Origin of the sequence: Aeromonas allosaccharophila, assembly GCF_000819685.1 — a bacterium.
Classification (GTDB): Bacteria; Pseudomonadota; Gammaproteobacteria; order Enterobacterales; family Aeromonadaceae; genus Aeromonas; species Aeromonas allosaccharophila.
Genome location: NZ_CDBR01000023.1, coordinates 105436 through 128685, shown reverse-complemented (window position 1 = coordinate 128685; position 23250 = coordinate 105436). Strand labels below are relative to the sequence as shown.

Annotated in this window: 23 protein-coding genes; 13 read left to right on the top strand and 10 right to left on the bottom strand. The window is 60.0% G+C overall.

Annotated features, from left to right (window positions below):
- Window positions 1-313: 313 nt before the first annotated feature.
- Window positions 314-769, top strand: coding sequence for a Zn(2+)-responsive transcriptional regulator (gene zntR / locus BN1115_RS05060; RefSeq protein ID WP_042656316.1), 456 nt, complete (start codon window positions 314-316; stop codon window positions 767-769).
- A 212-nt stretch (window positions 770-981) separates the two neighbouring features.
- Window positions 982-1221, top strand: coding sequence for an alternative ribosome-rescue factor A (locus BN1115_RS05055; protein WP_005340543.1), 240 nt, complete (start codon window positions 982-984; stop codon window positions 1219-1221).
- A gap of 116 nt (window positions 1222-1337) precedes the next feature.
- Here the strand turns inward: BN1115_RS05055 and hemW are convergent, their stop codons facing one another.
- A complete protein-coding gene (hemW, locus tag BN1115_RS05050) occupies window positions 1338-2483 on the bottom strand; it encodes a radical SAM family heme chaperone HemW (protein ID WP_042656315.1) in 1146 nt (381 codons plus the stop codon).
- A gap of 90 nt (window positions 2484-2573) precedes the next feature.
- The gene (gene rdgB, locus BN1115_RS05045; protein ID WP_005340539.1) at window positions 2574-3170 is read right to left on the bottom strand and encodes an RdgB/HAM1 family non-canonical purine NTP pyrophosphatase; all 597 of its coding nucleotides are present in this window, start codon (window positions 3168-3170) and stop codon (window positions 2574-2576) included.
- Between the two features lie 238 nt (window positions 3171-3408).
- Between rdgB and BN1115_RS05040 the strand changes: the two genes are divergently transcribed.
- The 3 genes from BN1115_RS05040 (at window position 3409) to BN1115_RS05030 (ending at window position 6325) form a co-directional block, all read left to right on the top strand.
- On the top strand, window positions 3409-4572 hold the full coding sequence (locus BN1115_RS05040) for a multidrug effflux MFS transporter (RefSeq protein ID WP_005340537.1): 1164 nt from the start codon (window positions 3409-3411) through the stop codon (window positions 4570-4572).
- Window positions 4573-4705: 133 nt separating this feature from the next.
- Window positions 4706-5767: an oxidoreductase gene (locus BN1115_RS05035; protein WP_042656314.1), complete on the top strand. Its 1062-nt coding sequence runs from the start codon at window positions 4706-4708 to the stop codon at window positions 5765-5767.
- A 309-nt stretch (window positions 5768-6076) separates the two neighbouring features.
- Window positions 6077-6325: a hypothetical protein gene (locus tag BN1115_RS05030; protein WP_042063080.1), complete on the top strand. Its 249-nt coding sequence runs from the start codon at window positions 6077-6079 to the stop codon at window positions 6323-6325.
- Between the two features lie 62 nt (window positions 6326-6387).
- Here the strand turns inward: BN1115_RS05030 and rimJ are convergent, their stop codons facing one another.
- The 3 genes from rimJ to BN1115_RS05015 form a co-directional block, all read right to left on the bottom strand.
- The gene (gene rimJ / locus BN1115_RS05025) at window positions 6388-6939 is read right to left on the bottom strand and encodes a ribosomal protein S5-alanine N-acetyltransferase (protein WP_042656313.1); all 552 of its coding nucleotides are present in this window, start codon (window positions 6937-6939) and stop codon (window positions 6388-6390) included.
- Window positions 6939-7493 (bottom strand): GNAT family N-acetyltransferase, encoded by a 555-nt coding sequence (locus BN1115_RS05020; RefSeq protein ID WP_042656312.1) that lies wholly within the window; start codon window positions 7491-7493, stop codon window positions 6939-6941. The genes rimJ and BN1115_RS05020 overlap by 1 nt, the downstream gene beginning before the upstream one ends.
- A gap of 107 nt (window positions 7494-7600) precedes the next feature.
- The gene (locus BN1115_RS05015; protein WP_042656311.1) at window positions 7601-8497 is read right to left on the bottom strand and encodes a LysR family transcriptional regulator; all 897 of its coding nucleotides are present in this window, start codon (window positions 8495-8497) and stop codon (window positions 7601-7603) included.
- A gap of 92 nt (window positions 8498-8589) precedes the next feature.
- On the opposite strand from BN1115_RS05015, the gene mdtH reads away from it, so the two are divergent.
- The 3 genes from mdtH to BN1115_RS05000 all read left to right on the top strand — a co-directional run bounded on the left by mdtH (window position 8590) and on the right by BN1115_RS05000 (window position 11767).
- A complete protein-coding gene (mdtH, locus tag BN1115_RS05010; RefSeq protein WP_042656310.1) occupies window positions 8590-9786 on the top strand; it encodes a multidrug efflux MFS transporter MdtH in 1197 nt (398 codons plus the stop codon).
- A gap of 140 nt (window positions 9787-9926) precedes the next feature.
- Entirely contained in the window at window positions 9927-10337 is a 411-nt protein-coding gene (locus BN1115_RS05005) for a type III secretion system chaperone (protein ID WP_082034796.1), read from the top strand.
- Between the two features lie 14 nt (window positions 10338-10351).
- Complete coding sequence (locus tag BN1115_RS05000) at window positions 10352-11767, top strand: hypothetical protein (RefSeq protein WP_042656308.1); 1416 nt, start codon at window positions 10352-10354, stop codon at window positions 11765-11767.
- A gap of 34 nt (window positions 11768-11801) precedes the next feature.
- On the opposite strand, the gene BN1115_RS04995 is transcribed toward BN1115_RS05000, so the two are convergent.
- Window positions 11802-12889, bottom strand: a protein-coding gene (locus BN1115_RS04995) for an IS3 family transposase (protein ID WP_128821496.1) whose coding sequence is annotated in 2 segments (ribosomal slippage) — window positions 11802-12640 and window positions 12640-12889 — 1089 coding nt in all. Because the reading frame shifts where the segments join, the coding sequence is not laid out codon by codon here.
- Between the two features lie 110 nt (window positions 12890-12999).
- Here BN1115_RS04995 and BN1115_RS04985 point away from each other — a divergent pair.
- The 3 genes from BN1115_RS04985 (at window position 13000) to BN1115_RS04975 (ending at window position 14908) form a co-directional block, all read left to right on the top strand.
- Window positions 13000-13233 (top strand): hypothetical protein, encoded by a 234-nt coding sequence (locus BN1115_RS04985; RefSeq protein ID WP_042656306.1) that lies wholly within the window; start codon window positions 13000-13002, stop codon window positions 13231-13233.
- Between the two features lie 156 nt (window positions 13234-13389).
- On the top strand, window positions 13390-14313 hold the full coding sequence (locus BN1115_RS21555) for a bifunctional helix-turn-helix transcriptional regulator/GNAT family N-acetyltransferase (RefSeq protein WP_042656305.1): 924 nt from the start codon (window positions 13390-13392) through the stop codon (window positions 14311-14313).
- A gap of 64 nt (window positions 14314-14377) precedes the next feature.
- Window positions 14378-14908 carry a phosphatase PAP2 family protein gene (locus BN1115_RS04975; RefSeq protein WP_050070490.1) on the top strand — a complete coding sequence of 177 codons (531 nt, stop codon included), beginning with the start codon at window positions 14378-14380 and terminating at the stop codon, window positions 14906-14908.
- Window positions 14909-14984: 76 nt separating this feature from the next.
- Here the strand turns inward: BN1115_RS04975 and prfC are convergent, their stop codons facing one another.
- The 4 genes from prfC to BN1115_RS04955 form a co-directional block, all read right to left on the bottom strand.
- Window positions 14985-16574: a peptide chain release factor 3 gene (gene prfC, locus BN1115_RS04970; RefSeq protein WP_128821495.1), complete on the bottom strand. Its 1590-nt coding sequence runs from the start codon at window positions 16572-16574 to the stop codon at window positions 14985-14987.
- 216 nt (window positions 16575-16790) lie between these two features.
- Window positions 16791-18638 (bottom strand): tetratricopeptide repeat-containing diguanylate cyclase, encoded by a 1848-nt coding sequence (locus BN1115_RS04965; protein WP_042656303.1) that lies wholly within the window; start codon window positions 18636-18638, stop codon window positions 16791-16793.
- Window positions 18639-18851: 213 nt separating this feature from the next.
- The gene (viaA, locus tag BN1115_RS04960) at window positions 18852-20306 is read right to left on the bottom strand and encodes an ATPase RavA stimulator ViaA (RefSeq protein WP_042656302.1); all 1455 of its coding nucleotides are present in this window, start codon (window positions 20304-20306) and stop codon (window positions 18852-18854) included.
- A gap of 9 nt (window positions 20307-20315) precedes the next feature.
- Complete coding sequence (locus BN1115_RS04955) at window positions 20316-21929, bottom strand: ATPase RavA domain-containing protein (protein WP_042656301.1); 1614 nt, start codon at window positions 21927-21929, stop codon at window positions 20316-20318.
- Between the two features lie 318 nt (window positions 21930-22247).
- Between BN1115_RS04955 and BN1115_RS04950 the strand changes: the two genes are divergently transcribed.
- Complete coding sequence (locus BN1115_RS04950; protein WP_042656344.1) at window positions 22248-22673, top strand: DNA polymerase III subunit psi; 426 nt, start codon at window positions 22248-22250, stop codon at window positions 22671-22673.
- Window positions 22674-22794: 121 nt separating this feature from the next.
- Complete coding sequence (rimI, locus tag BN1115_RS04945) at window positions 22795-23244, top strand: ribosomal protein S18-alanine N-acetyltransferase (RefSeq protein WP_042656300.1); 450 nt, start codon at window positions 22795-22797, stop codon at window positions 23242-23244.
- Window positions 23245-23250 lie beyond the last annotated feature (6 nt).

Sequence of the window (23250 nt, the reverse complement as noted above, 5' to 3'; positions counted from 1 at the left end):
TCGCCCCGACATCCGGCAAAAGCGTTTTAGGAAATGCCCGCTTGGTGCGGCGCTCTGTTATGGGCGCGTATTCTACACAAAAAATGTGACCTGTGGTGGATTTTTTGAAACAGCAAAGCCTTATTTGGCGCGGCGTTAAACGTTTTCCACTTGATTTTCTCGAAACGTTTGCACTTTCAGTGTTTTATGGGAAAAAGGGTCGCCAGGAGATGTTTATCTGCCCCTTTTATGCCCTTGGCTGGCAATCCATGGGCAAAGGGGTGATAGTGGATTCCGTTTTTTATTGCGGCATACCTTCAAGGGGAGAGAGAGCATGTATCGGATCGGTGAACTGGCCAAGGCGTGCGGGGTCAAGGCAGATACCCTGCGTTTTTACGAGAAGAACGGGCTTATCTCACCGGGGATCCGCAACGAATCCGGCTACCGTCTCTACAGCGAACAGGACAAGCGGCGGCTGGAGTTTATTATCCGCGCCAAGTCGGTCGGATTCTCGCTGGCCGATATTGGCGAGCTGCTCGACCTCGATACCAACAAGGCCAAAGTCACCTGTCAGGAGGTGAAAGCAGTAGCCGACACCAAGCTGGCCCAGGTGGAGCAGAAGATCATCGAACTGACCCGCTTTCGCGACAACCTGCGCGAACTCTCCAATATCTGCTGCGGCGGGCCGCGCTCGGCGGAGCACTGCGCCATCCTCGGGACGCTGGAATCTGGCGCCCCGGCCCATCACGAGCATCACAGCCACGACCAGCATGACCCGGTTCACGGCTGACATGGCATGCCTGACTGAGCGTGCCTGGCTCAGTGTGACTGACTCGGCTCCCGACACATTGCTCCGGCGGCGATTTGGTGACAAAATCGCCGCGTTTTTAACCGGTGCCAGAGCATCCGGTTGCCGGGCGCTAGCCTGAACAGGCGCCCGCAGCGAAAACCGCCATCCAGACACAAGAATCAACACACCAAGAGAAAAGAAGAGGAGCCATCATGGCCAAAATTCGGGTCGACCAACCCGCCCTCCCCCGTGAGGAAAATGCACAAGGGGGCAACTATGCCCATCAGCGCGGCGAGATAAAGGATAACCATCTGCACGCCCTGCTCTCCGATCCCCTGTTTCGCAGCCGGGTCGAGCGCAACAAGAAGGGCAAGGGGAGTTACCAGCGCAAGGCCAAATTTGGCAAGCGGTGGGAGCCTGGCCAACAGCAGATGATCCGCGTCTGCTGCTGAGCGGGTTTCTACCGACCAAAACAATCAGGGCGCCAATGGCACCCTGATTGTTTTGACAGAAGAAGCGATTTGGCAACGCCAACTCACTGCCTCAACAGCGCGTCTCAACAGGCCACTCACTCATCCATAAAGAGTTCGAGCAGCACGTTGAGATAGCGATGGCCGAGAGAAGTGAGCTGCCAGCTATCCCCCAGATCCTCGATAAGCTCCTTGCTCTGTGCGATGGCGAGCACCGTCTCGACCCGCTCCAGCGGCAAGCCGGTATAGACCTCGAACTCTGCCTTGGGGGCCGGTTCAAACAGCCGGAAGCGGTTCATAAAGTATTCGAGCGGCAGATCGTCTGCCGTCACCTGCCACTGCTCGTCCAGATAGGGGCGGCTCTTGTCCAGATACCCTTTCGGATGCTTCACCTTGGCGGTGCGCAGGATCTGTTTGTTCGCGAGATCGGTCACCTTGCCGTGGGCGCCACAGCCAATCCCCAGATAGTCACCAAAGCGCCAGTAGTTGAGGTTGTGATGGCACTGGTAGCCCTCTTTGGCATAAGCCGAGATCTCGTACTGGCGATAACCGCTGGCGGAGAGCATGGCGTGGCCCTGCTCATAGATGTCCCACAGGGTGTCATCTTCCGGCAGTTTGGGCGGCTTGGAGGCAAACGCCGTATTCGGCTCTATGGTGAGCTGATACCAGGAGAGGTGCGGCGGGGCGCAGTCGATCGCCTGCTGCAGGTCATAAAGGGCGTCATCCAGACTCTGATCCGGCAGACCATGCATCAGATCCAGATTGAAGGTAGGCAACTTGATGGCATGGGCCAGTTCGGCGGCCTTGCGCGCCTCTTCCGGGCCGTGAATGCGGCCGAGGCGGGTCAGCTTCTCCTGCTGGAAGCTCTGCACCCCGATAGAGATACGGTTGATACCGGCGCGCTGGAAACCGGCGAACTTGTCCGCCTCCACCGTGCCCGGGTTGGCCTCCATGGTGATCTCGCAATCTGCGGTGAGCGGAATGCGGGCCCGCACCCCGTCCAGCAAGGCTTGCATCGCCTCTACCGTCAGCAGGCTGGGGGTGCCGCCGCCGATAAAGATGGAGGAGAGCGGCCGTCCCTGCGCCCACTGCAGATCCTGATCCAGATCCTCCAGCAGGGCAGCGACATATTCGAGGTGAGGCAACTCCCCCTTCTGGGCATGGGAGTTGAAGTCACAGTAAGGGCACTTCTGGACGCACCAGGGCACATGAATATAGAGAGAGAGCGGCGGCAGTTGCAGCATGGGGCTTCCAATAAAACGGGGGCTCAAGGCCCCCATTGTAGATGACTATGTGTAATTGACCGTGTGTAACCAACAAGGTGGCGAAGTGACTCAGTGCGCCGCAGCCAGCGCCGCTTTGAGCTTGGCCAGCGCCTGGCCGCGATGGCTCAGCTGGTTTTTCAGCTCGGCTGGCATCTGGGCGGCGGTGCAGTCGTGATCCGGCACGAAGAAGACCGGGTCATAGCCAAAGCCATGTTGACCGCGCGGCTCATCGATGATCATCCCTTCCCAGCTCGCCTGACAGATGATGGGGGTGGGATCGTCGGCGTGGCGCATATAGACCAGCACACACCAGAAGCGGGCGCTCTTCAGGTACTCGGGGGCACCTTGCAGCTCGCCGAGCAGCTTCTCGATGTTGGCCTTGTCACCGGCACCCACACCGGCAAAACGGGCGGAGTAGACGCCGGGGCGCCCTTGCAGCAGATCGACTTCCAGACCGGAGTCATCGGCCACGGCGGGCAGACCGGTAATGCGGGCGGCGTGGCGGGCCTTGATGATGGCATTCTCGACGAAGGTGGTGCCGGTCTCATCGGCATCGGAGACCGCAAACTCGCTCTGTGGGATCACCTGGATCTTCATATCGGCCAGCATGGCGGCCAATTCCTTCACCTTTTTCTGGTTACCTGTTGCCAGGACAAGCTTGTTCATCGAGCACCTCCGCAAAAATAATCTGCGCATTCTATGCGGCGCAAGCGTTTAGTAAAAGCGTCAATTACACCCGCTGTGATGGGGTTACGGGGGATTTGCCGCCATCGAATAACCAGCTTTTTAATACATGTTTCCATAATGGAATAACCAAAGTGATTAAATACCATTTCTATTCATTACTGTGAGTCAGTAGACTCGCGCCCCAATTCATTAACCTGGCTGACTAAAGAGGTGACAGATGCCATTGATACTTTTGCTCGTACTACTGGTGCTGTTCAGTCCGCTGGCTATCGACATCTACCTGCCCGCCATTCCGCAGATGGCCGAGCAGCTGGGCGCCGAAGTAACTCTGATGCAGGGCACCATCACCTGGTTCCTGTTCAGCATGGGGCTGGGGCAACTGCTAGTCGGACCGCTGGCCGATCGCTACGGTCGCAAGCCCATCGCGCTGGGCGGCGTGCTGCTCTACGGCCTGAGCGCGCTGGGGGCCGGTTTTGCCGCCAGCCTCGGCGAATTGATGCTGGCGCGAGTGCTGCAGGGCTTCGGCGCCTGCGCCACCTCGGTCGCCGCCTTCTCGGTGGTACGTGACAGCTACGGCCCGAAAAAGAGCGGTCAGATGATCTCCTATCTCAATGGCGCCATCTGCTTTATTCCTGCGCTGGCCCCCCTGCTCGGTGGCTGGCTCACCGCCAAGGCAGGCTGGTCTGCCAACTTCTGGTTTATGGCCGGTTATGCGCTCATCGTCGGCAGCTGGCTGATGTGGCGGATGCCGGAGACCCGCCCGGAGGAGACCCGCAGCGAAGGGGCCCTCATCAGCTGGTCTCGCTACAGCCCGGTGCTGCGCTCCCCCAGCTTCCTGTTCAACGCGGCGCTGTGCATGCTGGCGATGGCGGTGATCCTCGCTTATGTCACCGCCGCACCGGTACAGCTGATGGTGAAGCTGGGGCTGGATATGAGCGGCTTTAGCTACTGGTTTACCGCCAACGCCGCCCTCAACATCCTGGCCTGCTTTATGGCGCCGCGCTTTATCGCCAAGGTGGGGCCAAGACGCACCCTTCGCATCGGCCTGCTGGTGTTGATGCTTTCGGCCATCACCCTGACTTTGGCCATGCACATCGAACATCCGCTGGCGATGATGGGGCCGGTATTCCTCTCCAGCATCGGCTTTGCCATGATCCTGGGCTCGGCCGCCGGGATGGCGCTGGCACCGTTCGGCCACTGCGCCGGTACGGCCGCCGCCCTGCTCGGCCTGTTCCAGATGAGCGGCTCAGGCGCCCTGGTTGGCCTGACCGGCGCCCTGATGCACGACCCGCTGAGCCAGCTGGCTCTGCATATGTGGTTGCTGCTGCCGCCCCTGGTGATGCTGATGACCCGTCGCGGCCGCCGCTTGTGTTTGCAATAAATCTTGTGCTCTGATGCACACTCAGGGGGCCATCGGCCCCCTTCTCGTTTGTATCGCCTTTACAGCGTATGGCCATCCGGCAGCCCGGCTGCGATGGCAACCCCACTCACTCGATGTCAGCGGAGAACTCCCGATGAGCCACACTCTCAACGCAGCCCTGGTGGGCTATGGCTTTGCAGGCAAGACCTTCCACGCCCCCTTTCTCTCCACCACGCCAGGCTTGTCCCTGAGCTGGGTGGTGAGCCGCGATGCCGCCAAGGTGCAGGCCGATCTGCCCGGCAGCCGGGTCGGTTCGCTGGAACAGGTGCTGAGCGATGAGACCGTCGATCTGGTGGTGATCGCCACCCCCAACGACACCCATGCCCCCCTCGCCCGCCAGGCGCTGCTGGCAGGCAAGCATGTGGTGATCGACAAGCCGTTTGCACTGGATCTGGCCGAGGCGCAAGCACTGGTCGAGCTGGCCGAAAAACAGCATCGACTGCTCAGCATCTTCCACAACCGCCGCTGGGACGGGGATTTTCTCACCGTGCGCAGTTTGATTGCCGAGGGGACTCTGGGGCAGATCGCCCAGTTCGAATCCCACTTCGATCGCTATCGCCCCGAGGTGCGCCAGCGCTGGCGCGAAGCGGGTGGCCCGGGCTCCGGCCTCTGGTTCGATCTCGGCCCCCACGTACTGGATCAGGCGCTGCAGCTGTTTGGTCAGCCGGACTGGCTGCAGGCCGATCTGGCCGAGCAGCGCCCCGGCGCACTGGCGGACGACTACTTCCACGTAGTGCTGGGCTATGGTGAACGGCGTGGCGAGCTGCGGGTCGTTCTGCACGGCAGCTGTCTGGTCTCGGCCACCATGCCGCGTTTCATCGTCCACGGCAGCCAGGGCTCGTTCGTGAAATTCGGTATGGATGTGCAGGAAGAGCAGCTCAAGCTGGGCAAGCGACCACCGGCGGCGGATTGGGGCGTGGATGGGGAGCCCGGTCAGCTCAGCCGGATCGTGGAGGGTCAGTTACAGCAGCAGAGCGTGGTGGGTGAAGCGGGCGATTATGGCGCCTACTATCGCGGTGTCTGCGCCACCATCAAGGGCGAAGGAAGCAACCCGGTGCCCGCATGCGAAGCGCTGGCGGTGATGGCACTGCTGGATCTCGCCCGTCAGAGCCACCTTGAGGGAAAACGGCTGCCCTGTCAGAAGCTGTCTGACTAAGGCGCTGGCCATCGGCCTCTTTTACCCAGAGTAAATCTTGTTAAACTGCCAAGAGACAACACAAATGTGGTCATTTGTTGTGCAGATTGCGCCATTTGAGCGCATCTTGTATTGATATCAGTCGTTGCAGTAGTGCTTTTCATCCACGGCACGAAAAAATGTTATTGTGATATCCGTTTTCATCGGCAACTAATGGGGCTATATTGCGCCCGCCTGCTGCCTCCCGGCTTCTTGTTTCAATACCGGGCAACGGTGGGCGCTGTGATGGTTGCACAGACCATCTCTCCATCTTTTTTTGAGGGTATGCACATGAACAAAGTACTGGTAGCCGGTATCCTGGGTCTGATGTTGACCGCTTGCGGTCAGAAAGAAGAAAAAGCTGCCGCGCCTGCTGCTGCTCCGGCCGCCGAAGTTGCTGCAACTGTAGAAAAAGCCGCTAGCGAAGCCACCTCTACCGTAGAGAAGGCCACCTCCGAAGCGACTGCAACCGTTGAGAAAGCTGCTGACGAAGTGGCTACCAAGGTTGAAGCTGCAGTGAGCGATGCCAAGGCCAACTAAGCCTGTACCTCATTCGAAGACGGGTCCGAAGGCAACTTCGGGCCCGTTTTTTTATCTGTCGCTCAGGGGGCCGGATTAATCAGCGAGGTGAGGATGTGATCCTCCCAGCGGCCATTGATCATCAGATACTCCCGCGCGAATCCCTCCCGCTTGAAACCGAGCCGATCCAGCAGGGCGCCACTACGCTGATTGGCAGGCATGTAGCAAGCCATGATGCGATGCAGGTCGTGCTCCCGAAACAGGTAGTCGATGGCGGCAGACAACGCCTCTCGCATCACCCCCTGCCCCTGATGCTGCTGGTCGATGGCATAGCCCAGATGACAGGCCTTGAAGACCCCCATCAGGATATTGCTGAAATTGCAGGTGGCGATCACCCGCTCACCAGCCGGATCCAGCGCCACCAGATTGACGCCGGTGCCGTTGAAGAACTGGCTGTAACTGTCCTGCAACCGGGCATGCCAGTAAGAGAGGGTGTAAAAGTGCTCGTCACGCAACGGCTCCCAGGGGGCGAGATGGGCGCGGTTGCGCCGGTAGAAGTCGAGCATCATGGGGGCGTGATCCGGCGACAATATGGTCAGATGGGTTCGGGCCGTCTTGATATGCGGCAGTGCCATCAGGACTCCCTCTGTCTTAGCCACTCGTCGCGCAGCAGGCTGTAGTGGGCATGGTCCACAATCCGGTTGCCCAGCCGCTCAGCGCGCCGGGTCACCCCCTCCTGCTGCATCCCGAGCCGTTCACAAACGGCTCTGCTGGGCTCATTATCGGTGGCGGCAGTGATCTCCACCTTCTCCATCCCCATCTCCTCAAAGGCGTGATGGATCAACGCATGACAAGCCCGGGTAATGATCCCATTGCCCTGCCAGCGCTCCGCCAGCCAGTAACCGATGACCACCTTGCCAAGGTCGTGATCGATGCTGTTGTAACCGATAACCCCCACCACCTCCCCCTGATACTCGATGGCAGTGGTGAGCCCCTCGCCGCGGGCGAACTTCTCGATGGCACTGCGAATGAAGAGGGCACTGTCGACGGGGCGCTGGATCAGTGGCGGCCAGGGCAGCCATTGGGAAAGGTACTCCCGGTTGTCATTGCAGAGGGCAAACAGTTCGCTCGCCATATCGGGCTGCAAGAAGAGCAGCGCAAGCTCGTCGTCCAACTGCCATGAAAACATGGGATTCTCCTTTCAAATCAGTGATCAAATAGCGAAGCAGCCACCCAATGTAGCCAATCGCCACTGGCCGCGCCAACCCTTTTACACTGCTGCCCCCCTCTTCCCATTCACCCCTCGTTGCGCCACCGTTTCGCCAGTGTGCGGGCGGTGGCGAGCACCGCTTCGCGTGCCGGATTGGGCCGCTTGCCACCGCGCCACGCCATCATCACATCCCAATGCTCCTGCGGCAGATTGCGCACATCGAGCCTGACCAGCCGCCCCACCTCCAGATCCCGCTTGATGGCCAGCTCCGGCATCAGGGTGATAAACCCGTGCTCCAGCGCCAGATCCCGCGCCGCACTGGCGGGCTGTACCGCATGCAATGGGCTGGCCGCCCGCCGCAGCCGTCGCAACTGCTGGATAAAGACGTCACACCCTGGCCCCCACACCTGAGGTGCCAGCCGCTGGTCGGCGATATCCTGCAGGGTCAGGCCATGGCATCCCGCCAACGGATGCAGCGGCGAGGCGATGGCAATGATGGGGGAGCAGCAGAGCAGCTCCATCTGCAGGCCTGCCACCGGTGGACACTTGAGCACAAAGCCGATATCGGTCACCCCGGTCAGCAACTCCTGCATGATGACCCCGGAGTGATCCGTGGTGCAGCGGATCTCGAAGGGCTCATCCACCAGCTCCATCAACAAGGAACCGAATACCACAGCCGTCAGAGAGGGCAGGCTGGCAAGACGGATGCAAGGCAAGGCTGGCGCCCCCTGCAGTGCCAACCGTCCCTCACTCAGGGTGGCCAGTGCCGAACGGGCTGATGGCAGAAACTGCTCGCAGGCACGGGTCGGCGTCACCCCGCGCCGATGGCGCTGAAACAGCGGCGCACCGAGACTGAGTTCGAGCTGAGCTATGCGCTGGCTCACCAGCGGCTGCGACCAGCCACGAATGGCCGCCGCCTGACTGAAACTGCCCAGCTCGGCGACATCCAGCAGCAGTTGCAGATCGTCCAGATCCATAGACATAAATAATCCTGATATGAAATATAGGTAGTTGTCGTCTACCACTATATCTAAACCCTCTCCAGAATGAAGTTATCTATGAGTGAGAGGGTGTTATGGTCGATAGGGCGAGGTTTTGGGGACGCTGGTTTCTGGCGCTGGATACCACACTGGTGATCCTGGGTTTCTTTGTGGTGATGCCGATGATCAGCCTGCGCTTCGTCGATCAACTCGGCTGGGCGGCGGGTCTGGTGGGGCTGGCCCTCGGCCTGCGCCAGCTGACCCAGCAGGGGCTGGGGATCTTCGGCGGCTCGCTGGCCGACCGTTTCGGCGCCCGCCCGCTCATCGTCACCGGCATGCTGTTGCGCGCCGTCGGGTTCGCCACCCTGGCCTGGGCCGACAGCGGCGCCATGCTGATCTTCTCCTGTTTTCTCTCGGGCCTGGGTGGCTGCCTGTTTGACCCGCCACGGGCCGCACTGGTGATCAAATTTACCCGTCCCCATGAGCGGGGCCGCTTTATCTCCCTGCTGATGATGCTGGAGAGCGCGGGAGCCGTCACCGGTGCCCTGCTCGGCAGCTGGCTGCTGCGTTTCGACTTCACCTACGTCTGCCTGCTGGGCGCCGGGCTCTTCACTCTGGCGGCGCTCTGCAACTGGACCCTGCTGCCCGCCTATCGCCTCTCGGTCAAACCGACGCCGATGCGGGAAGGGATGGGGCAGGTACTGGCGGATCGCGCCTTCTGTCGGCTGGTGCTGATCCTGAGCGGTTACTACATGCTGTGGGTGCAGGTGATGCTGATTTTCCCCATTCTGGTCAAGCAACTGGCGGGCACAACCACGGCGGTGGGCTGGATGTACAGCCTCGAGACGGCGCTGTCGCTGGCGCTGCTCTACCCCATCGCCCGCTTCAGTGAACGACGCTACCGGCTGGAGAGCCGACTGATGGCGGGTATCCTGCTGATGACGGTGGGGATTGGGCTGGTTGCGTTTGTCAGCACCCTCTCCGGCATCTTCGTGCTGTTGGCCTGCTTCTATCTGGGGATCATCATCTGCGAACCGGCGCGGGAGACCCTGATGACCAAGCTCGCCAACCCCAATGCCCGTGGCAGCTACATGGGCTTCAGCCGCCTTGGGCTGGCACTGGGCGGCATGACCGGCTACGTGGGCGGCGGTTCTCTCTATGACTTCTCGCTGCAACAGGGGCAACCGGCCCTCCCCTGGCTGGTGCTGGGCACCATAGGCGTGGCCACCATGCTGCTGCTCGCCCGCTGCTTCTCCCGCCGCCCGGAACTGGCCATCAGAGCCGCCGCCTGACGCCCCTCCTTGCCTGCGGCAGCCCCGTCAACGGGGCTGCCGTTCGTCCTTTCCCGCCATAATCGCGGCCAGCACTGACAGATAGCGCCGCCTCGCCATGGAATACTCTTCCCGACACCTTGCCAAGGGGATAGCACACCATGTCACACCACCATGCTTATCACTGGATCGCACGCCTCTCCGGTACGCAGGCTACCGCTGCTCCGGATGGGAAAAACCGGATGTTTCTATTGCTCGACCAGCAGGACAGGGAGTGGTGGCTGGAGGTCGATCCCGATGAGAGCGTGCTGCTCATCACCACCCCGATGACAGGCCAGCTGGATGCCAATAGCCTGACCCCCGCCAACCTGCAGCACTGGCTAAGCCTCAATAGCGAGGTCAACCGGATGGGCGGTACCTGGCTTGGACTGGAGGGGGATCTACCCACCCTCACCCTCTACGCCCAGATTTTTCTCGCCCACTGCGATGAACCCTTGCTCGACAACCTGATGGGTCAGCTTGCCGAACTGGCCCACGACCTCACGCCCCGACTCTACGCAGAGCCGCAGTAAGCAAGGAGCCCACCATGAAAATCGACCCCACCGCCCCACTCGCGACTGTCGCAACGCCCTCCCGCCCCCGGAGCAATCCCGGCAGTCGCTTTGTGAACGCGTGTCGCAACCTGACCGCACCTACCACCGATCGCCCCGAACTGGCGCTGCCGACCCCGCCAGCGCTGGCCCCCGATAGCCAGCAGCAGTTGAATCGCGAACTGCGCAAGGGGCTCTCTGTCTATGTGCAACACCACCCCGAACAGCAAACCGCACTCGATGACTTGCTGAGAGCCGGACAGATGCGCAATGAACTCGGCAAGCCGACGCTGGCGACCGCAGATCCCCTGACCCATCTGGTCACCCTGCTCAACCGGCTGAAAAAACTGCCGGATGGCAAGGCGCTCACCAACGCGCTGGTCAAGGATCCTGCCGGTGAGATCGGACGCTATGTCACCCTCAAGGGATCCTTTGGCAGCAAATCCTGCCAATTACGCAGTCAGCCCCTTCCGCCGAGATCCTTGGAAGAAACCGAACTGCGGCAACTGGCGCTGGAGCTGAAACAGGTGTTGCAGCACTATCTGGATGCCAACCCGGCCAAGCGTGAGCGCCATACGGCGTATCTGCGCGACTACCTGCAACAACCCGAGATCGGCCGCTATCTTGGCTTGCTCGACACGCCCGACGGCGCACAGGTCAAGATCAACGCCCTTCCCTCCCGCAAGGAGGAGATTGCAAACGTGATGAACCGCCTGCTGGCCGGTCATAGCCATGGTGCGCTCTATCACGCCTTCGCCCAAGAGAGCGGACGGGCAGGCATGCTGGGCCGCCACTTCAAACTCGAAGGCATACTGGCGTTCAGCTTCACGGTGCGAGCCGAACCACTGCCGCCAGCAGCCGTTGCCACCCCATCCACAGCCGAGCGCACTGACCCCCAAGCAAAAACGGCAGATCCGGCGCTGGCACAACGGCAGGCGGAACAGCTACGCCGCCTCGAGGCGGAAGAACATCTCAATCTGGAAAAGGAGATCACCCGCCAGCTGGGCAACCGACCTGCCTGCCAAATCCTGGCAAAGCTGACCAGATCGGCCGCCAATCTGCAGGCAGAACTGGATGGAAAACACCTGCCATCCGCCGAATCCATTCCGGTAACCCATATCGATATGGCGACCCTGGCAGCACTCACCCTGCCGCAGGTACGCGAGTTGGCTGCCCAGCTGACAGAGGAGAACAACCGCTACCTGCGACGGGTCGAGGAGCATACCGTGCATCTGCCGACCCACGCCGATGCGGATCGGTTTTCCCCTCATACCCTCGACATGTTGGGCATAACGTTCACCCAGCCCTACCTCAAGGTGCTGGACGATGGCATCCAGGCACTGCGGCAACCGGCCACCAGCCGCACCGGCCGCTTGCTGGGCTGGTTACTGCCCGCTCAGGCCAGGGGGTAATCCCCCCATTTTTAGGGGCATTCAAAAGTAGAGGTCATGCAGCCTTTGTCAGATGCTGCTTTGGGGTATAACCATCCAGCGCCATATTGGGCCGCTCATGGTTATAAACCCATAGCCATTGTGTTGCAAACTCTTGGAGCTCCTCCAGTGTGCCAAACAGATGATGAGCCAACCAATCGTAACGTACCGTTCTGTTAAACCGCTCTATGTACGCGTTCTGCTGAGGATTGCCTGGTTGGATATACCCCAAGGTGATCTCCTGTTTCGCCGCCCACGCCTTGAGCACTTCGCTGATATATTCTGGTCCATTATCGCACCGGATCATCGCCGGTTTGCCACGCCACTCAATCACCTGCTCCAGTGCGCGCTTGACCCGTGAAGCGGGCAATGAAAAATCGACCTCAATGCACAGCGCCTCGCGGTTAAAATCATCGATCACATTAAACAGTCGCACTGACCGACCATCGCTCAGTTGATCGTGCATAAAATCCATCGACCAGCAGTGGTTAGGCTGGGCAGGTACGGCCAGAGCCTGCGGCTTTTCACGTACCAGTCGCTTCTTGGGCTTGATGCGCAAGTTCAGTTCAAGCTCCCGATAGATCCGGTAGACCCGCTTGTGGTTCCAAGCAAACCCTTTGACGTTACGCAGGTAGAGGAAGCAGAGGCCAAAGCCCCAGTTCCGCTGGCTGTTGGTGATACGCAGCAACCAATCCGCAATAAGCTGGTTTTCATCGGCGAGCATGGGTTGATAGCGATAACAGCCTTCGCTGACCTTGAAGATGTTGCAGGCTAGCCGGATAGAAATGGCAAAGAGTGACACGGCTTTGGTAGCCATCTCCCTGCGGGCAGATGGCGTCACCACTTTTTTGCTATGGCCTCGGGGATAATCTCGGCTTTGAGGCGCTCCTCGGCATACATCTTCTTGAGGCGGCGGTTTTCCTCCTCCAGCTCTTTGAGGCGAGCCATGAGAGAGGCATCCATGCCACCGAATTTGGTGCGCCACTTGTAAAAGGTCGCGGAACTGATGCCATGCTCGCGGCAGAGTTCAGGGACGGGTGAGCCAGACTCGGCCTGTTTGAGGATGGCGATGATTTGGGCATCGCTAAAGCGTGATGTTTTCATGTAGAACCTCCTGCGTTCAAGATACGAGAAAATTCTACTTATGAGCACCCCAGGTTTTCGGGGGGATTACCAGGGTACGCCAGCTCAAACAAGAGCAGAGCATCGGCAAATTGCACGAGCTGCGGCAGGTCATCACCCTGTTGCAGTTACAGGGTGGCAGCTGGCAGGGGATCGACCGCGCAGGCTGGGCCAAACAGCTGCTGGCCCGCACGCTGGAGCAAGCCATGCCAACACCATGGCAACTCGGGCCATTTCGAATCAATGAAGGGCGCCCACAGTGGCAGGCCAGATTGAGCGAGTGGGGGATTTTGAACGAATGGGGCATTCCGGTAGCCAAAGGCTGATATCGGGTAATCACGGCAGCCCACCCTGAGCCGACCCCATGGCACAGGGTTGGCCTGACCCGCCTCCCCCGGACCAACATGACGGAGAAAAAGGTTGCGAATTACAACTTTTACGCTACTTTAGTTGTTATGCACAACTAAAAAGGAAACCACGATATGGATCCCCGTCCCCTGCGCGCCCTGTCGCGCGATCTGGTTCGCGAACTCGGCATGCTCTCCCAGCAGTGCGGCAATCTGGCCCTCACCCCCATCGAGGCTCACCTGCTGATCGAGCTGGAAAACGCCCCCGCCACCAACCAGCAACTGGCGGAAAAACTGCACATCGACAAATCCAATGCCAGCCGCCCGCTGGCTCGCCTCGCCGAACGGGAGCTGATCAGCTGGCACCCGCACCCCTCCGACGGGCGCAGCAAGGAGGCCCGTCTCACTGCCGAGGGGCAAACGATGCTGCTAGAGTTGCACCGGGAGATGAACGGGGCGATGGAGGAGATGCTGGCGCAGTTGAGCCAGCCCGAGCGTGAACAGTTGTGGAGCGGCCTGCTGCTCTACCGCAGCGCCCTCTCCCGCGCCCGCCGCCAGCAGGGTTACCGCATTCGCCCCATCACGGCGGCAGATGATCCCCGGATCGCCACGGTGATCCGCGCCGTGTCGGCCGAATATGGCCTCACCGCCGACAAGGGTTATGGGGTCTCCGATCCCAATATCGATACCCTCTCCCGAAGCTATCAGGGGGAGAAGAGCCGCTACTGGGTGATCGAAGGGCCGGACGGTGCCATCCTCGGCGGTGGCGGTATAGCGCCGCTGGCGGGGGAAGAGGGGGTCTGCGAGCTGCAGAAGATGTACTTTATGCCCGCCCTGCGCGGACTGGGCCTTGGCAAGCGGCTGGTGTTGCAGGCGCTGGATGCCGCTCGTGACTTGGGCTATCAACGCTGCTATCTGGAGACAACCGAAGTACTTCGCGAAGCCACCAGCCTCTATGAATCCCTCGGCTTTGAACACCTTCCCGGCCCCCTCGGCTGCACCGGTCACGGGGATTGCGAGATCTGCATGGTCTATCAAATCACTAAAATTGCAGATTAATCGATTGATATTAAAGATTTTTGATTATAGGGTTCGAAACCAATTTGTATGATGAGAAACGAATATGAAGCGGTTACTTCTCACCTTTCTGCTAACTATCTATATCCAACACCCCGCACACGCATCAAACTCGTTCGAAACATACGGCAATCTTGGTCAATATGCGATTCCAACCATAGCTGCTGGCATCTCTTGGTATCAGGATGACATTGATGGACTGAAACAATTTGGTTATTCCCTTGCAGCGACAGGGGCTAGCGTATGGGCCTTAAAAAATACTGTTGATTCCCAGCGACCTAATGGCGAGGAAAAGAGTTTTCCTTCCGGCCACAGCGCCTTGGCATTTAGTGGCGCCAGTTATTTACAGATGCGTTATGGCTGGACATACGGTATCCCAGCTTACACAGCTGCGGGATTAGTTGGTTGGTCTAGAGTCGATGCAGAACAACATTACTGGAGAGATGTGATCGCAGGGGCAGTTATTGCAACCAGTTTTAGCTATCTTTTTACTGATGCTAAAGAACAACAAGTGGCCTTCTACCCAACCTTCATGGGTTCAGATGCGAAAGGAATAGCGATCAGCTATTACTTCTAACACATGATGTAGCGCTCAAATAAAGGCCCCCTCACTACAGCGAGGGGGCCTTTGTAGAGCGAAGAAAATCCTTGTATCAGTGCTCGCGAGTCTGGCGGAAGTGAACGTCGGGATGACGCTCCTGGGCCAGGCGCAAGTTAACCATGGTCGGCGCGATATAGGTGAGGTTGTCACCGCCATCGAGGGCCAGGTTGACCTCGTTCTTGCGCTTGAACTCTTCGAACTTCTTGACGTCGGTCCCTTCCACCCAGCGGGCGGTGGAGACGTTGACCGCCTCGTACAGGGCTTCAACGTTGTATTCGCTCTTCAGGCGCGATACCACCACATCAAACTGCAGCACACCGACCGCACCCACGATCAGATCGTTGCTGATCAGCGGACGGAACACCTGCACCGCGCCCTCTTCGGAGAGCTGTACCAACCCCTTGAGCAGCTGCTTCTGCTTGAGCGGATCGCGCAGGCGGATGCGGCGGAACAGTTCCGGTGCGAAGTTCGGAATACCGGTGAACTTGAGATCTTCACCCTGGGTGAAGGTGTCGCCGATCTGGATGGTGCCGTGGTTGTGCAGACCGATGATGTCACCGGCGAAGGCGTCTTCCGCCTGCTCACGGTCACCGGCCATGAAGGTCACGGCGTCGGAGATGTTCACATCCTTGCCGATACGCACGTGGCGCATCTTCATGCCCTTGCTGTAAGTGCCTGACACGATACGCATAAAGGCAATACGGTCGCGGTGTTTCGGATCCATGTTCGCCTGGATCTTGAACACGAAGCCGGAGAATTTCTCCTCGGTCGCTTCGACTTCGCGGCTCTCGGCCTTGCGTGGCATGGGAGACGGAGCCCAGTCGGTCAGGCCGTCCAGCATGTGGTCGACACCGAAGTTACCGAGTGCAGTACCGAAGAACACCGGGGTCATCTCGCCAGCGATAAAGGCCTCGTGGTCGAACTCGGGAGAGGCGCCCTGCACCAGCTCCAGCTCGCCGCGCAGTTGGGCAGCGAGATCCTCGCCGATGGAGGCATCGAGGTCCGGGTTGTTCAACCCCTTGACCACCCGCTTCTCCTGGATGGTGTGGCCCTGACCGGTCTGATACAGATAGGTCTCATCCTTGTAGAGGTGATAGACACCCTTGAAGGATTTGCCACAGCCGATCGGCCAGGTGATGGGCGCGCACATGATCTTCAGCTCGCGCTCCACCTCGTCCATCACTTCCATCGGGTCGCGCACTTCGCGGTCCAGCTTGTTCATGAAGGTGAGGATGGGGGTATCGCGCAGACGGGTCACTTCCATCAGCTTGCGGGTCCGGTCTTCAACACCCTTGGCGGCATCGATGACCATCAGGCAGCAGTCGACTGCCGTAAGGGTACGGTAGGTATCTTCGGAGAAGTCCTCGTGACCCGGGGTGTCGAGCAGGTTGACCAGACAATCGGCATAGGGGAACTGCATCACCGAGGTGGTGATGGAGATACCACGCTGCTTCTCCATCTCCATCCAGTCGGATTTGGCGTGCTGACCTGAGCCACGGCCCTTGACGGTACCGGCGCGCTGAATGGCCTGTCCGAACAGCAGGACTTTTTCGGTGATGGTGGTTTTACCCGCATCCGGGTGCGAAATGATCGCAAAAGTGCGTCTCTTGGAGACTTCACTCAGAAATTCAGCTGACATAATTCAACGTTCTTCTATTGAGCGGTAGCATCAGCCACCGTGGGAATAAATCCGGAATGCCGCTCACGGCACATGTATACGCAACGAAAGCCACGCCAGCTGGCGTGTTGCCAACCTGGTGGAGAGAGGGAGGAGGGTTGCGTTACATGGGTCTTCTCGCCTGAGTCAAAGCAAAATTGCGCGACATTATACCCGCGCGAGTGAAAAATACCCAGCCCGTCACTCGTCTGTTTCCACCCGGTTGCGACCAGCCCCTTTCGCACGGTACAGCGCACTGTCGGCACGCTGGATCAGGGCAGCCAGATCCGGATCATCGTCTCGCAGACATGCGCATCCAATGCTGATGGTCACCGGGTGCGACATGCCAGGCAGCGCCCGGTTGGCCACCATGTAGCGGATCCGCTCCGCTACCCGGCGCGCCTCTTCGAGGCTGGTATCCGGCAGCAGGATCAAAAACTCCTCTCCGCCGGTGCGCCCGAGCTGATCCTGACGCCGCAATTGGCATACTGCCAGTTGTGAAATCCACTGCAGAACCCGGTCTCCCTGATGATGCCCCAATGTATCGTTGATCCGCTTGAAATAATCGATATCGAACACCAGCAGACAAAATGGCGTGCCCTGCTTACGGGCCAGCGCAAACATCTGGCTGCCATAACGCAACACCCGACGCCGGTTGTTGATGCCGGTCAGCTCATCGGTAAAGGCCAGCCGATGCATCCGACGATTGCGCTCAAGCAGCCACCCCATGGTCAGCAGAGCCAATCCCCCGCAGAGTACCATCACCACCAACAGCCAGAAACGACGCTCCTTGACTCGCGCCAACTCCTGCTGCTGTAACTGTTGTTCAGCCCGTAACCGTCGGTTTTCAGCCTCCTGGCGGGCCAGTTCAAACTCGCCACGCACCCAGGCGGTGCTCTGCTCCCGTTGCAGTTGATCGAGACGCTGCTCCTGTACCAGATGTTCACGCAGCGCCGCCAGTGCCGCAGGATAGTTGCTCAACTGCTCCAGTGCGTCACTGCGCAAGCCATAGAGTGTTTTCAGGAAAAGAACATGGTCTTCAGCCTTAAGAATGGGCTCTGCTATTGCCAGCGACCTAAGCGCCTGCTCGGGCTGCTGCACACTGTTCTGCCACTTGGCCAGCACCAGTTCGATATGGGCATGAAGCACCGGATCCACGTCTGGCAACAACACCTTCGCAGCAGTATCCAGCAACACCTTGGCCTCATCGAGGCGAGCCAGCACCAATAGCGCTTCGGCCTTCATCACCTGACGCTCGGCATATTCAATGTGATACCGGATCCGCAAATAGTAGGCGGCGCTCTGTTCAAGCTCTGTCAGGGCATCCTGATAACGGTCGGTCTGCAGGTAAATCATTGCCAGCTGATCGCTTAGTCTTGCCGTGCCATAACTGTCATGGCTGTCGATAAAATGCTGGCGCAGGCTCTCCAGCGCGGCAAGCGCCTCGGTATAAAGACCCATGCGGCGAAAGGCGGCGGCAATATCGAGCTGCGCCTGCTGGTACCAAGAGATAAGTCCTAGCCGCTCGTAAATGGTGTGAGCCCTGGTCAGGTCAACGAGCCCCTGCCCGGATGCCCCCTGAAACGACAACATTGCGCCGCGACGAGCCAGCGCCAGCGCCTCCAGCTTTTCGAGACCAGCCTGCTTGGCCCGCACTAACCCCTCATCGTAATCACGGCGAGCATGGACAACATCCCCTATTAACTGATGAAACCAGCCACGACAGAGGGTCAGATCGACAACTGCAGCCTCATCGCCCCCTTTTTGCACCCACTTCAGTTGGCTATCTGCATAGGCGATGGCAGCACGGGACTTTTCCATGTCATCGGCCGATTGTGACCAGCAGGAGAGCCGCCGGATCCGCATCTGTTGCGACATCGGATAAACGTCCGCCTCCTGAAGCAGGTAGCCAATGCGATCTCGCAACAACTCGATCGGCTGATAGACCCGTTCCATATCATCCAGTTCGCTCTCCAGCTGGGCGGGTGACAAGGGTTGGGCCGCCAGCCCGAACACCGCCAGCAACAGCAGTAAAGCAAGGTGACGCATAAAGACTCCGGGTGAATGGGAGAGGTCATCGGGCAGTGGATGCCGGAAAATCACTATCTTTTCCCCTGCAACAAGGGTTGTAAAGACCTGAGTCCCGCGCTGCCGCCCGAATGGCTGTCTGGTCACATTTTACAGCGACATCATTGACTTGGACGCTCGCGGGACAATCACGGCGGCAAGAGGGCACAACGTAACGTAGAGCCCTCCCGGTTACTAGTGATGCTGCCAGCGCCGCAACAACCGACCACGCAAGCCGCAATCGAGCAGCCAGCTGTTGTCGAACACCCGCAGCAAGGCCGGTTTGGCATGACGGGACATGGCGACGGCGTGAAAACGGGTCTGGCGCTGACGATAGCGATTCATCTGATCGAGCAGGGGATGGGGCAGGCTCTGGGCAATAAAGTCGGAGATGACCAGCACATCGGCCTTGGCAAAGGCGGGATCATCGAGCTTGGCCAGCGCTTTTTCCAGGCAAGGCACCAGGTCGGTACCACCGTGAAAACTCATGGAGAGAAAGCGCTCCGCCTTCTCCAGACCGGTATCTGCGGTGATCTCGAGGGTCGCCACCTCGGTGGAGAAGAGCATCAGGTAGCAGCCACGCTTCTCATCCATCGCCACCTTGAGCAACGCCAGAAACAGCGCCTTGGCACACTCCTCCGGATATCCGCCCATGGAGCCGGAGGTATCGACACAGACGATGAAAGGGCCACGCTGCTGCAGTTGCTTGCCGCCCTGCTCGGGGGTGCGCAGCATGATGCGCTGGCGCGGCAACGTGCCGCGCGACTGGTAACTGAGCAGGCGCCGCTCCAGATAGCGGCGATAGAACTCCAGCTCCAGCTCCGGCAGCCCCAGCATCACCGCCTCGCTTGGCAATAGCCGCATCAGATCGCTGGCCTGATGAATGCCCACCAGATCGTCCGGCACATCATCGCTGGGGGCGGGCTCCAGCTCCAGCACCTCGACCGGCGGCACCGGTTGTTCCTGCGCTCGCCGATCCCGCTCGCTGCGCCCGAGCAGACCCGCGATCTCCGCCAGCAAGGGCTCGCGCTGCAACATGCGGGCATATTGCTTGATCAGCACCAGACTGCGCTTGTGCCAGTGTCCCTGCGCCAGATCCCAAAGGCCGCCAGCGGAAATCTGGTTGGGATCGAGGGCATCGGCCAAGGTGCGGCTCGCCAGCAGCTGATCTTCAATCTCCTGACGCTGCTTCTCCCGCTCCGCCTCGGCGATCTGCTGCTGCAACTGCAACAGGCTCCCCACCAGACTGGCTCGCCACTTGTCGATAAAGAGCTGGCGCAGCCCCTCGGTGGGGTGAGCCATCAGCTGGCGCACCAAGGATCGGGCCTCACCGGCGAAGGGGCTGTACTGCTCCAGCGACTCCAGCAGGCCGGGCAGGCGACCAATCAACTCGGTCATCGGCAGTTGCCGGTGCGCCTGATAGAGCAGGTACTCCTGCTCCAGCGCCACCGGCACCGGCTTGTGACGGATCTCCTCGCCAAGCTGCTCGCCCCAGCTCTGCAGGCGCTTTTTCAGCAGCTTGCCCTGCAGCGGAGAGCGCCGGATAAATTCGGAAATCTTGGGAGAGGCCGCCAGCAGCGCCACCACCTCTCCCGCCAGCTCCCCTTCGCCCATCAGGAGCCCCAGATCCAGCATGCCGATCTCAAGCATGAGCGCTCCTTACTCGTCCAGCCTTGGCAACCGTTCGCGCCACTGCACCAACTCGCTGCGCAACAGTTCGAGATCCCGGTTCAGCACGAAGAAACTGTCTTCCACCTGCTGCAGCCAGCGTGAGGCGATAAAGAGGTGTTGTTGATGACGCTCGAACAGGCTGCGCTGCTGTTTGAGTTCCTGCATCACCTTGCCGACCTGGACCAGTTGCTCGTCGAGCGCCTGCAACCAGGGCTCCAGCACCACTTCGGGAATGGCGTTGCGCTCCATCAATACCAGCGGGATCTGCTGGCGCTGGATATCGAGCACCTGCAGCCGCAGTTCATCATCGAGCACCAGCTCGTAGTGCCCCTCTTTCGGGTTGCCGAACTGATAGCCGACCAGCGCCTCGCCGGTGGGGCGCCAGTGGGAGAGCAGGGTGCGATCGAACACCAGTGTGCGAGTGAGGCGCTCGGGATCGCTGCCATCCAGCGGCGCCGGAGTGAGCAGATGAAAGTGCACCTGCTTGCCAAAGGGTCTGGCATTGGCGAGCGGGATCTCGATGCCCCGGGCGCGGCGGCCAAACCACTGCTTGCGCTGGCGCGCTTTGGTGCAGAGCCGCTGGGCCACGCTCTGTTTCAGCTGTTTGAACTGATCGCGCAGCGCCAGCAGCTGGCGGGTCATCGCCAGTTGCTGATAACCATAGAGACGGGAGAACTCGGTCATCATCTCCATCAGGGTGGTGCGGGACTCCTCGTCATGCCAGAGGCAATCCTTGAACAGCAGCAGGTCGAGGGGGGCCACCTCGTCGCGGCCATTGAAGAAGGCACTCGCCTTGATAAGCCGTACCGCCTTCTTCCAGCGGCGATCCGACACATAACAGCGGTGGGCCAGCTGGCTATCGAGCTGCTGGCGCAGTTGATAGATCAGCTCGAAACAGGCATCAGGCAGGCGCACCTGCTCAATCTGGCTCTGCCACTGCTCGTACTCATCCCCCCGGATCTGCAAGGATTCCGGCAAGTTCTGGTGGGCATGGCCATCACTGGCCAGCATCGCCTGAAAATTCGACTTCTCCTGCACCCGGTCCATCCAGATCCGCACCAGCATCCGGTCGTAGAGCGCCTCCAGCCCGCTATCCGGCGCCGGCAGCTCGTTGGAGGCGGTCACCAGCAAGCGCATCGGGATGGGGTGCTGGCTGTCGCCATTGCGGAACTGCCGCTCGTTGATGGCGGTGAGCAGGGTGTTGAGGATGGCGGGGCCCGCCTTCCAGATCTCGTCGAGGAACACCACCTCGGCCTCCGGCAGATAACCGGCGGTGAGGCGCAGGTATTTGCCATCCTCCTTCAACGCCTGAATGGAGAGAGGGCCAAACACCTCCTCCGGCGTACTGAAACGGGTCATCAGGTATTCAAAATGGCGAGCGTCGTGAAATGCCAGCTTGAGGCGGCGGGCAATCAGGCTCTTGGCGATGCCGGGCGGGCCCAGCAAGAAGAGGCTCTCGCCACTGAGGGCGGCCAGCAGACCGAGGCGCAGGGCATCCTGCCGTTCGTAGAGCCCCTCGCCAAGGGCCGCCAGCAGCCGGGGCAGCCGCTCCTGGATGGGAATAAGACGCGCGGGGTTCTGGGCTTGAGCTAAAGACGACATAGAGACTGTTCCGAAGCTGGGATGATGATAGCCCCAAGGTGCGATATCCATTTGTTCGACCTTGGGTTTTGTCTTGTTATGATGTTTATTCTGGTATCTCTTGCCGCAGAATACCCGACTCTGGCAGGAAAAAACGCCAAGGCGGTGCGATACCGTTGCAGCGCCCATACGTGGCCAGAGTGGTTATCAGCATCATGGCCAGCGTGTCATACCCGCATGCGCCAGATGATACGTTGCAAAGGGTGCAGCAAAACCGGTTCGAGTGTACCCTGCGCAACACGATTTTCCCCAATGCAGATCAAGAGTGAGTCGCCCCAGATGCAAGATCCCGTTCGTCAGAGCATGTTGGCCCGCATGGGCATTCAAAGCTGGCAGCTGCGTCGTCCGGCATTGCTGGGCGCAGAACCTGCTCCCGAACTTGAGCAACATACCGGCCAGACGGCCCCGGCCAGCAGCGCACCGCTGCCCAGCGGCAAACTCTGGCTGCTGGCACCTAGCCTGCCTGCCACCACGCTGCTGGCGGATATCTGCCAGCTGCTCGGTATGACGCCCGATGAGGTCTCCCTGCTCAGCGAGCTGCCGCCCGCCGACCTGCAAAGGGCGGACGCCTCACCGCTGCTCTGGCTGACGGAGGCCAACCCCGCGCGGCCGGATGCGCTAATCTGCCCGCTCGCCCCCAGCGCCGCGCAAAAGCGCGCCCTGTGGCAACAACTGCGCCAGCACCTTGCGGCCAGCGCGGCGTGATCCTGCATCATGCCGCCAAGCCCCACCGTGATGCTGCTCTTTTTACCTGATTTTACACACGCTGCCCCTGCCGCCGCCTCTGCCAACCCTGGTGCCCACAATGCTGCCATCCGGAGCCCCCATGCCTGAGTTTCGTCCCCTGCTCGAGAGCGATTTCGACCTTGTCTACCCCATCGAGCAAGCCGCTCACAAGGAGCCGTGGAGTCAGGCCAACCTGCTCTCCTGCTTCGGCCCTCGCTATCTCAACGGCTTGATGCTGGTAGATGGCCGCCCGGCGGGCTTCTATATCTCGGATCTGGTGGCCGGTGACAGCTCGCTGATGAACATCTGCGTGCATCCGGCGTTTCAGGGCAAGGGGTTGGGACGGGCGCTGTTGCAGGCCTATCTGGCACGCAGCAAGCAAGCCGGCGCAGAGGCCTGGTTTCTCGAGGTGCGGGCCGGTAACCAGACCGCCATCAACCTCTACGAGAGCGCCGGTTTTGCCGAATATTGCCGCCGCGCCGACTACTACGGCACTGGCAACGATCGGGAAGATGCAGTGCTAATGTCGCGGCTGTTCGATTTCGGCTGATACAGC

Coding starts and splice junctions, on each gene's coding strand:
- BN1115_RS21555 (WP_042656305.1), top strand. CDS start 13,390: ATGGATCCCCGTCCCCTGCGCGCCCTGTCGCGCGATCTGGTTCGCGAA.
- BN1115_RS04975 (WP_050070490.1), top strand. CDS start 14,378: ATGAAGCGGTTACTTCTCACCTTTCTGCTAACTATCTATATCCAACAC.
- mdtH (WP_042656310.1), top strand. CDS start 8,590: ATGGTCGATAGGGCGAGGTTTTGGGGACGCTGGTTTCTGGCGCTGGAT.
- BN1115_RS05000 (WP_042656308.1), top strand. CDS start 10,352: ATGAAAATCGACCCCACCGCCCCACTCGCGACTGTCGCAACGCCCTCC.
- BN1115_RS05055 (WP_005340543.1), top strand. CDS start 982: ATGGCCAAAATTCGGGTCGACCAACCCGCCCTCCCCCGTGAGGAAAAT.
- BN1115_RS05005 (WP_082034796.1), top strand. CDS start 9,927: ATGTCACACCACCATGCTTATCACTGGATCGCACGCCTCTCCGGTACG.
- BN1115_RS05035 (WP_042656314.1), top strand. CDS start 4,706: ATGAGCCACACTCTCAACGCAGCCCTGGTGGGCTATGGCTTTGCAGGC.
- BN1115_RS04965 (WP_042656303.1), bottom strand. CDS start 18,638: ATGCGTCACCTTGCTTTACTGCTGTTGCTGGCGGTGTTCGGGCTGGCG.
- zntR (WP_042656316.1), top strand. CDS start 314: ATGTATCGGATCGGTGAACTGGCCAAGGCGTGCGGGGTCAAGGCAGAT.
- BN1115_RS05030 (WP_042063080.1), top strand. CDS start 6,077: ATGAACAAAGTACTGGTAGCCGGTATCCTGGGTCTGATGTTGACCGCT.
- rimJ (WP_042656313.1), bottom strand. CDS start 6,939: ATGGCACTGCCGCATATCAAGACGGCCCGAACCCATCTGACCATATTG.
- rdgB (WP_005340539.1), bottom strand. CDS start 3,170: ATGAACAAGCTTGTCCTGGCAACAGGTAACCAGAAAAAGGTGAAGGAA.
- hemW (WP_042656315.1), bottom strand. CDS start 2,483: ATGCTGCAACTGCCGCCGCTCTCTCTCTATATTCATGTGCCCTGGTGC.
- BN1115_RS05020 (WP_042656312.1), bottom strand. CDS start 7,493: ATGTTTTCATGGCAGTTGGACGACGAGCTTGCGCTGCTCTTCTTGCAG.
- BN1115_RS04950 (WP_042656344.1), top strand. CDS start 22,248: ATGCAAGATCCCGTTCGTCAGAGCATGTTGGCCCGCATGGGCATTCAA.
- BN1115_RS05040 (WP_005340537.1), top strand. CDS start 3,409: ATGCCATTGATACTTTTGCTCGTACTACTGGTGCTGTTCAGTCCGCTG.
- viaA (WP_042656302.1), bottom strand. CDS start 20,306: ATGCTTGAGATCGGCATGCTGGATCTGGGGCTCCTGATGGGCGAAGGG.
- BN1115_RS04955 (WP_042656301.1), bottom strand. CDS start 21,929: ATGTCGTCTTTAGCTCAAGCCCAGAACCCCGCGCGTCTTATTCCCATC.
- BN1115_RS05015 (WP_042656311.1), bottom strand. CDS start 8,497: ATGTCTATGGATCTGGACGATCTGCAACTGCTGCTGGATGTCGCCGAG.
- rimI (WP_042656300.1), top strand. CDS start 22,795: ATGCCTGAGTTTCGTCCCCTGCTCGAGAGCGATTTCGACCTTGTCTAC.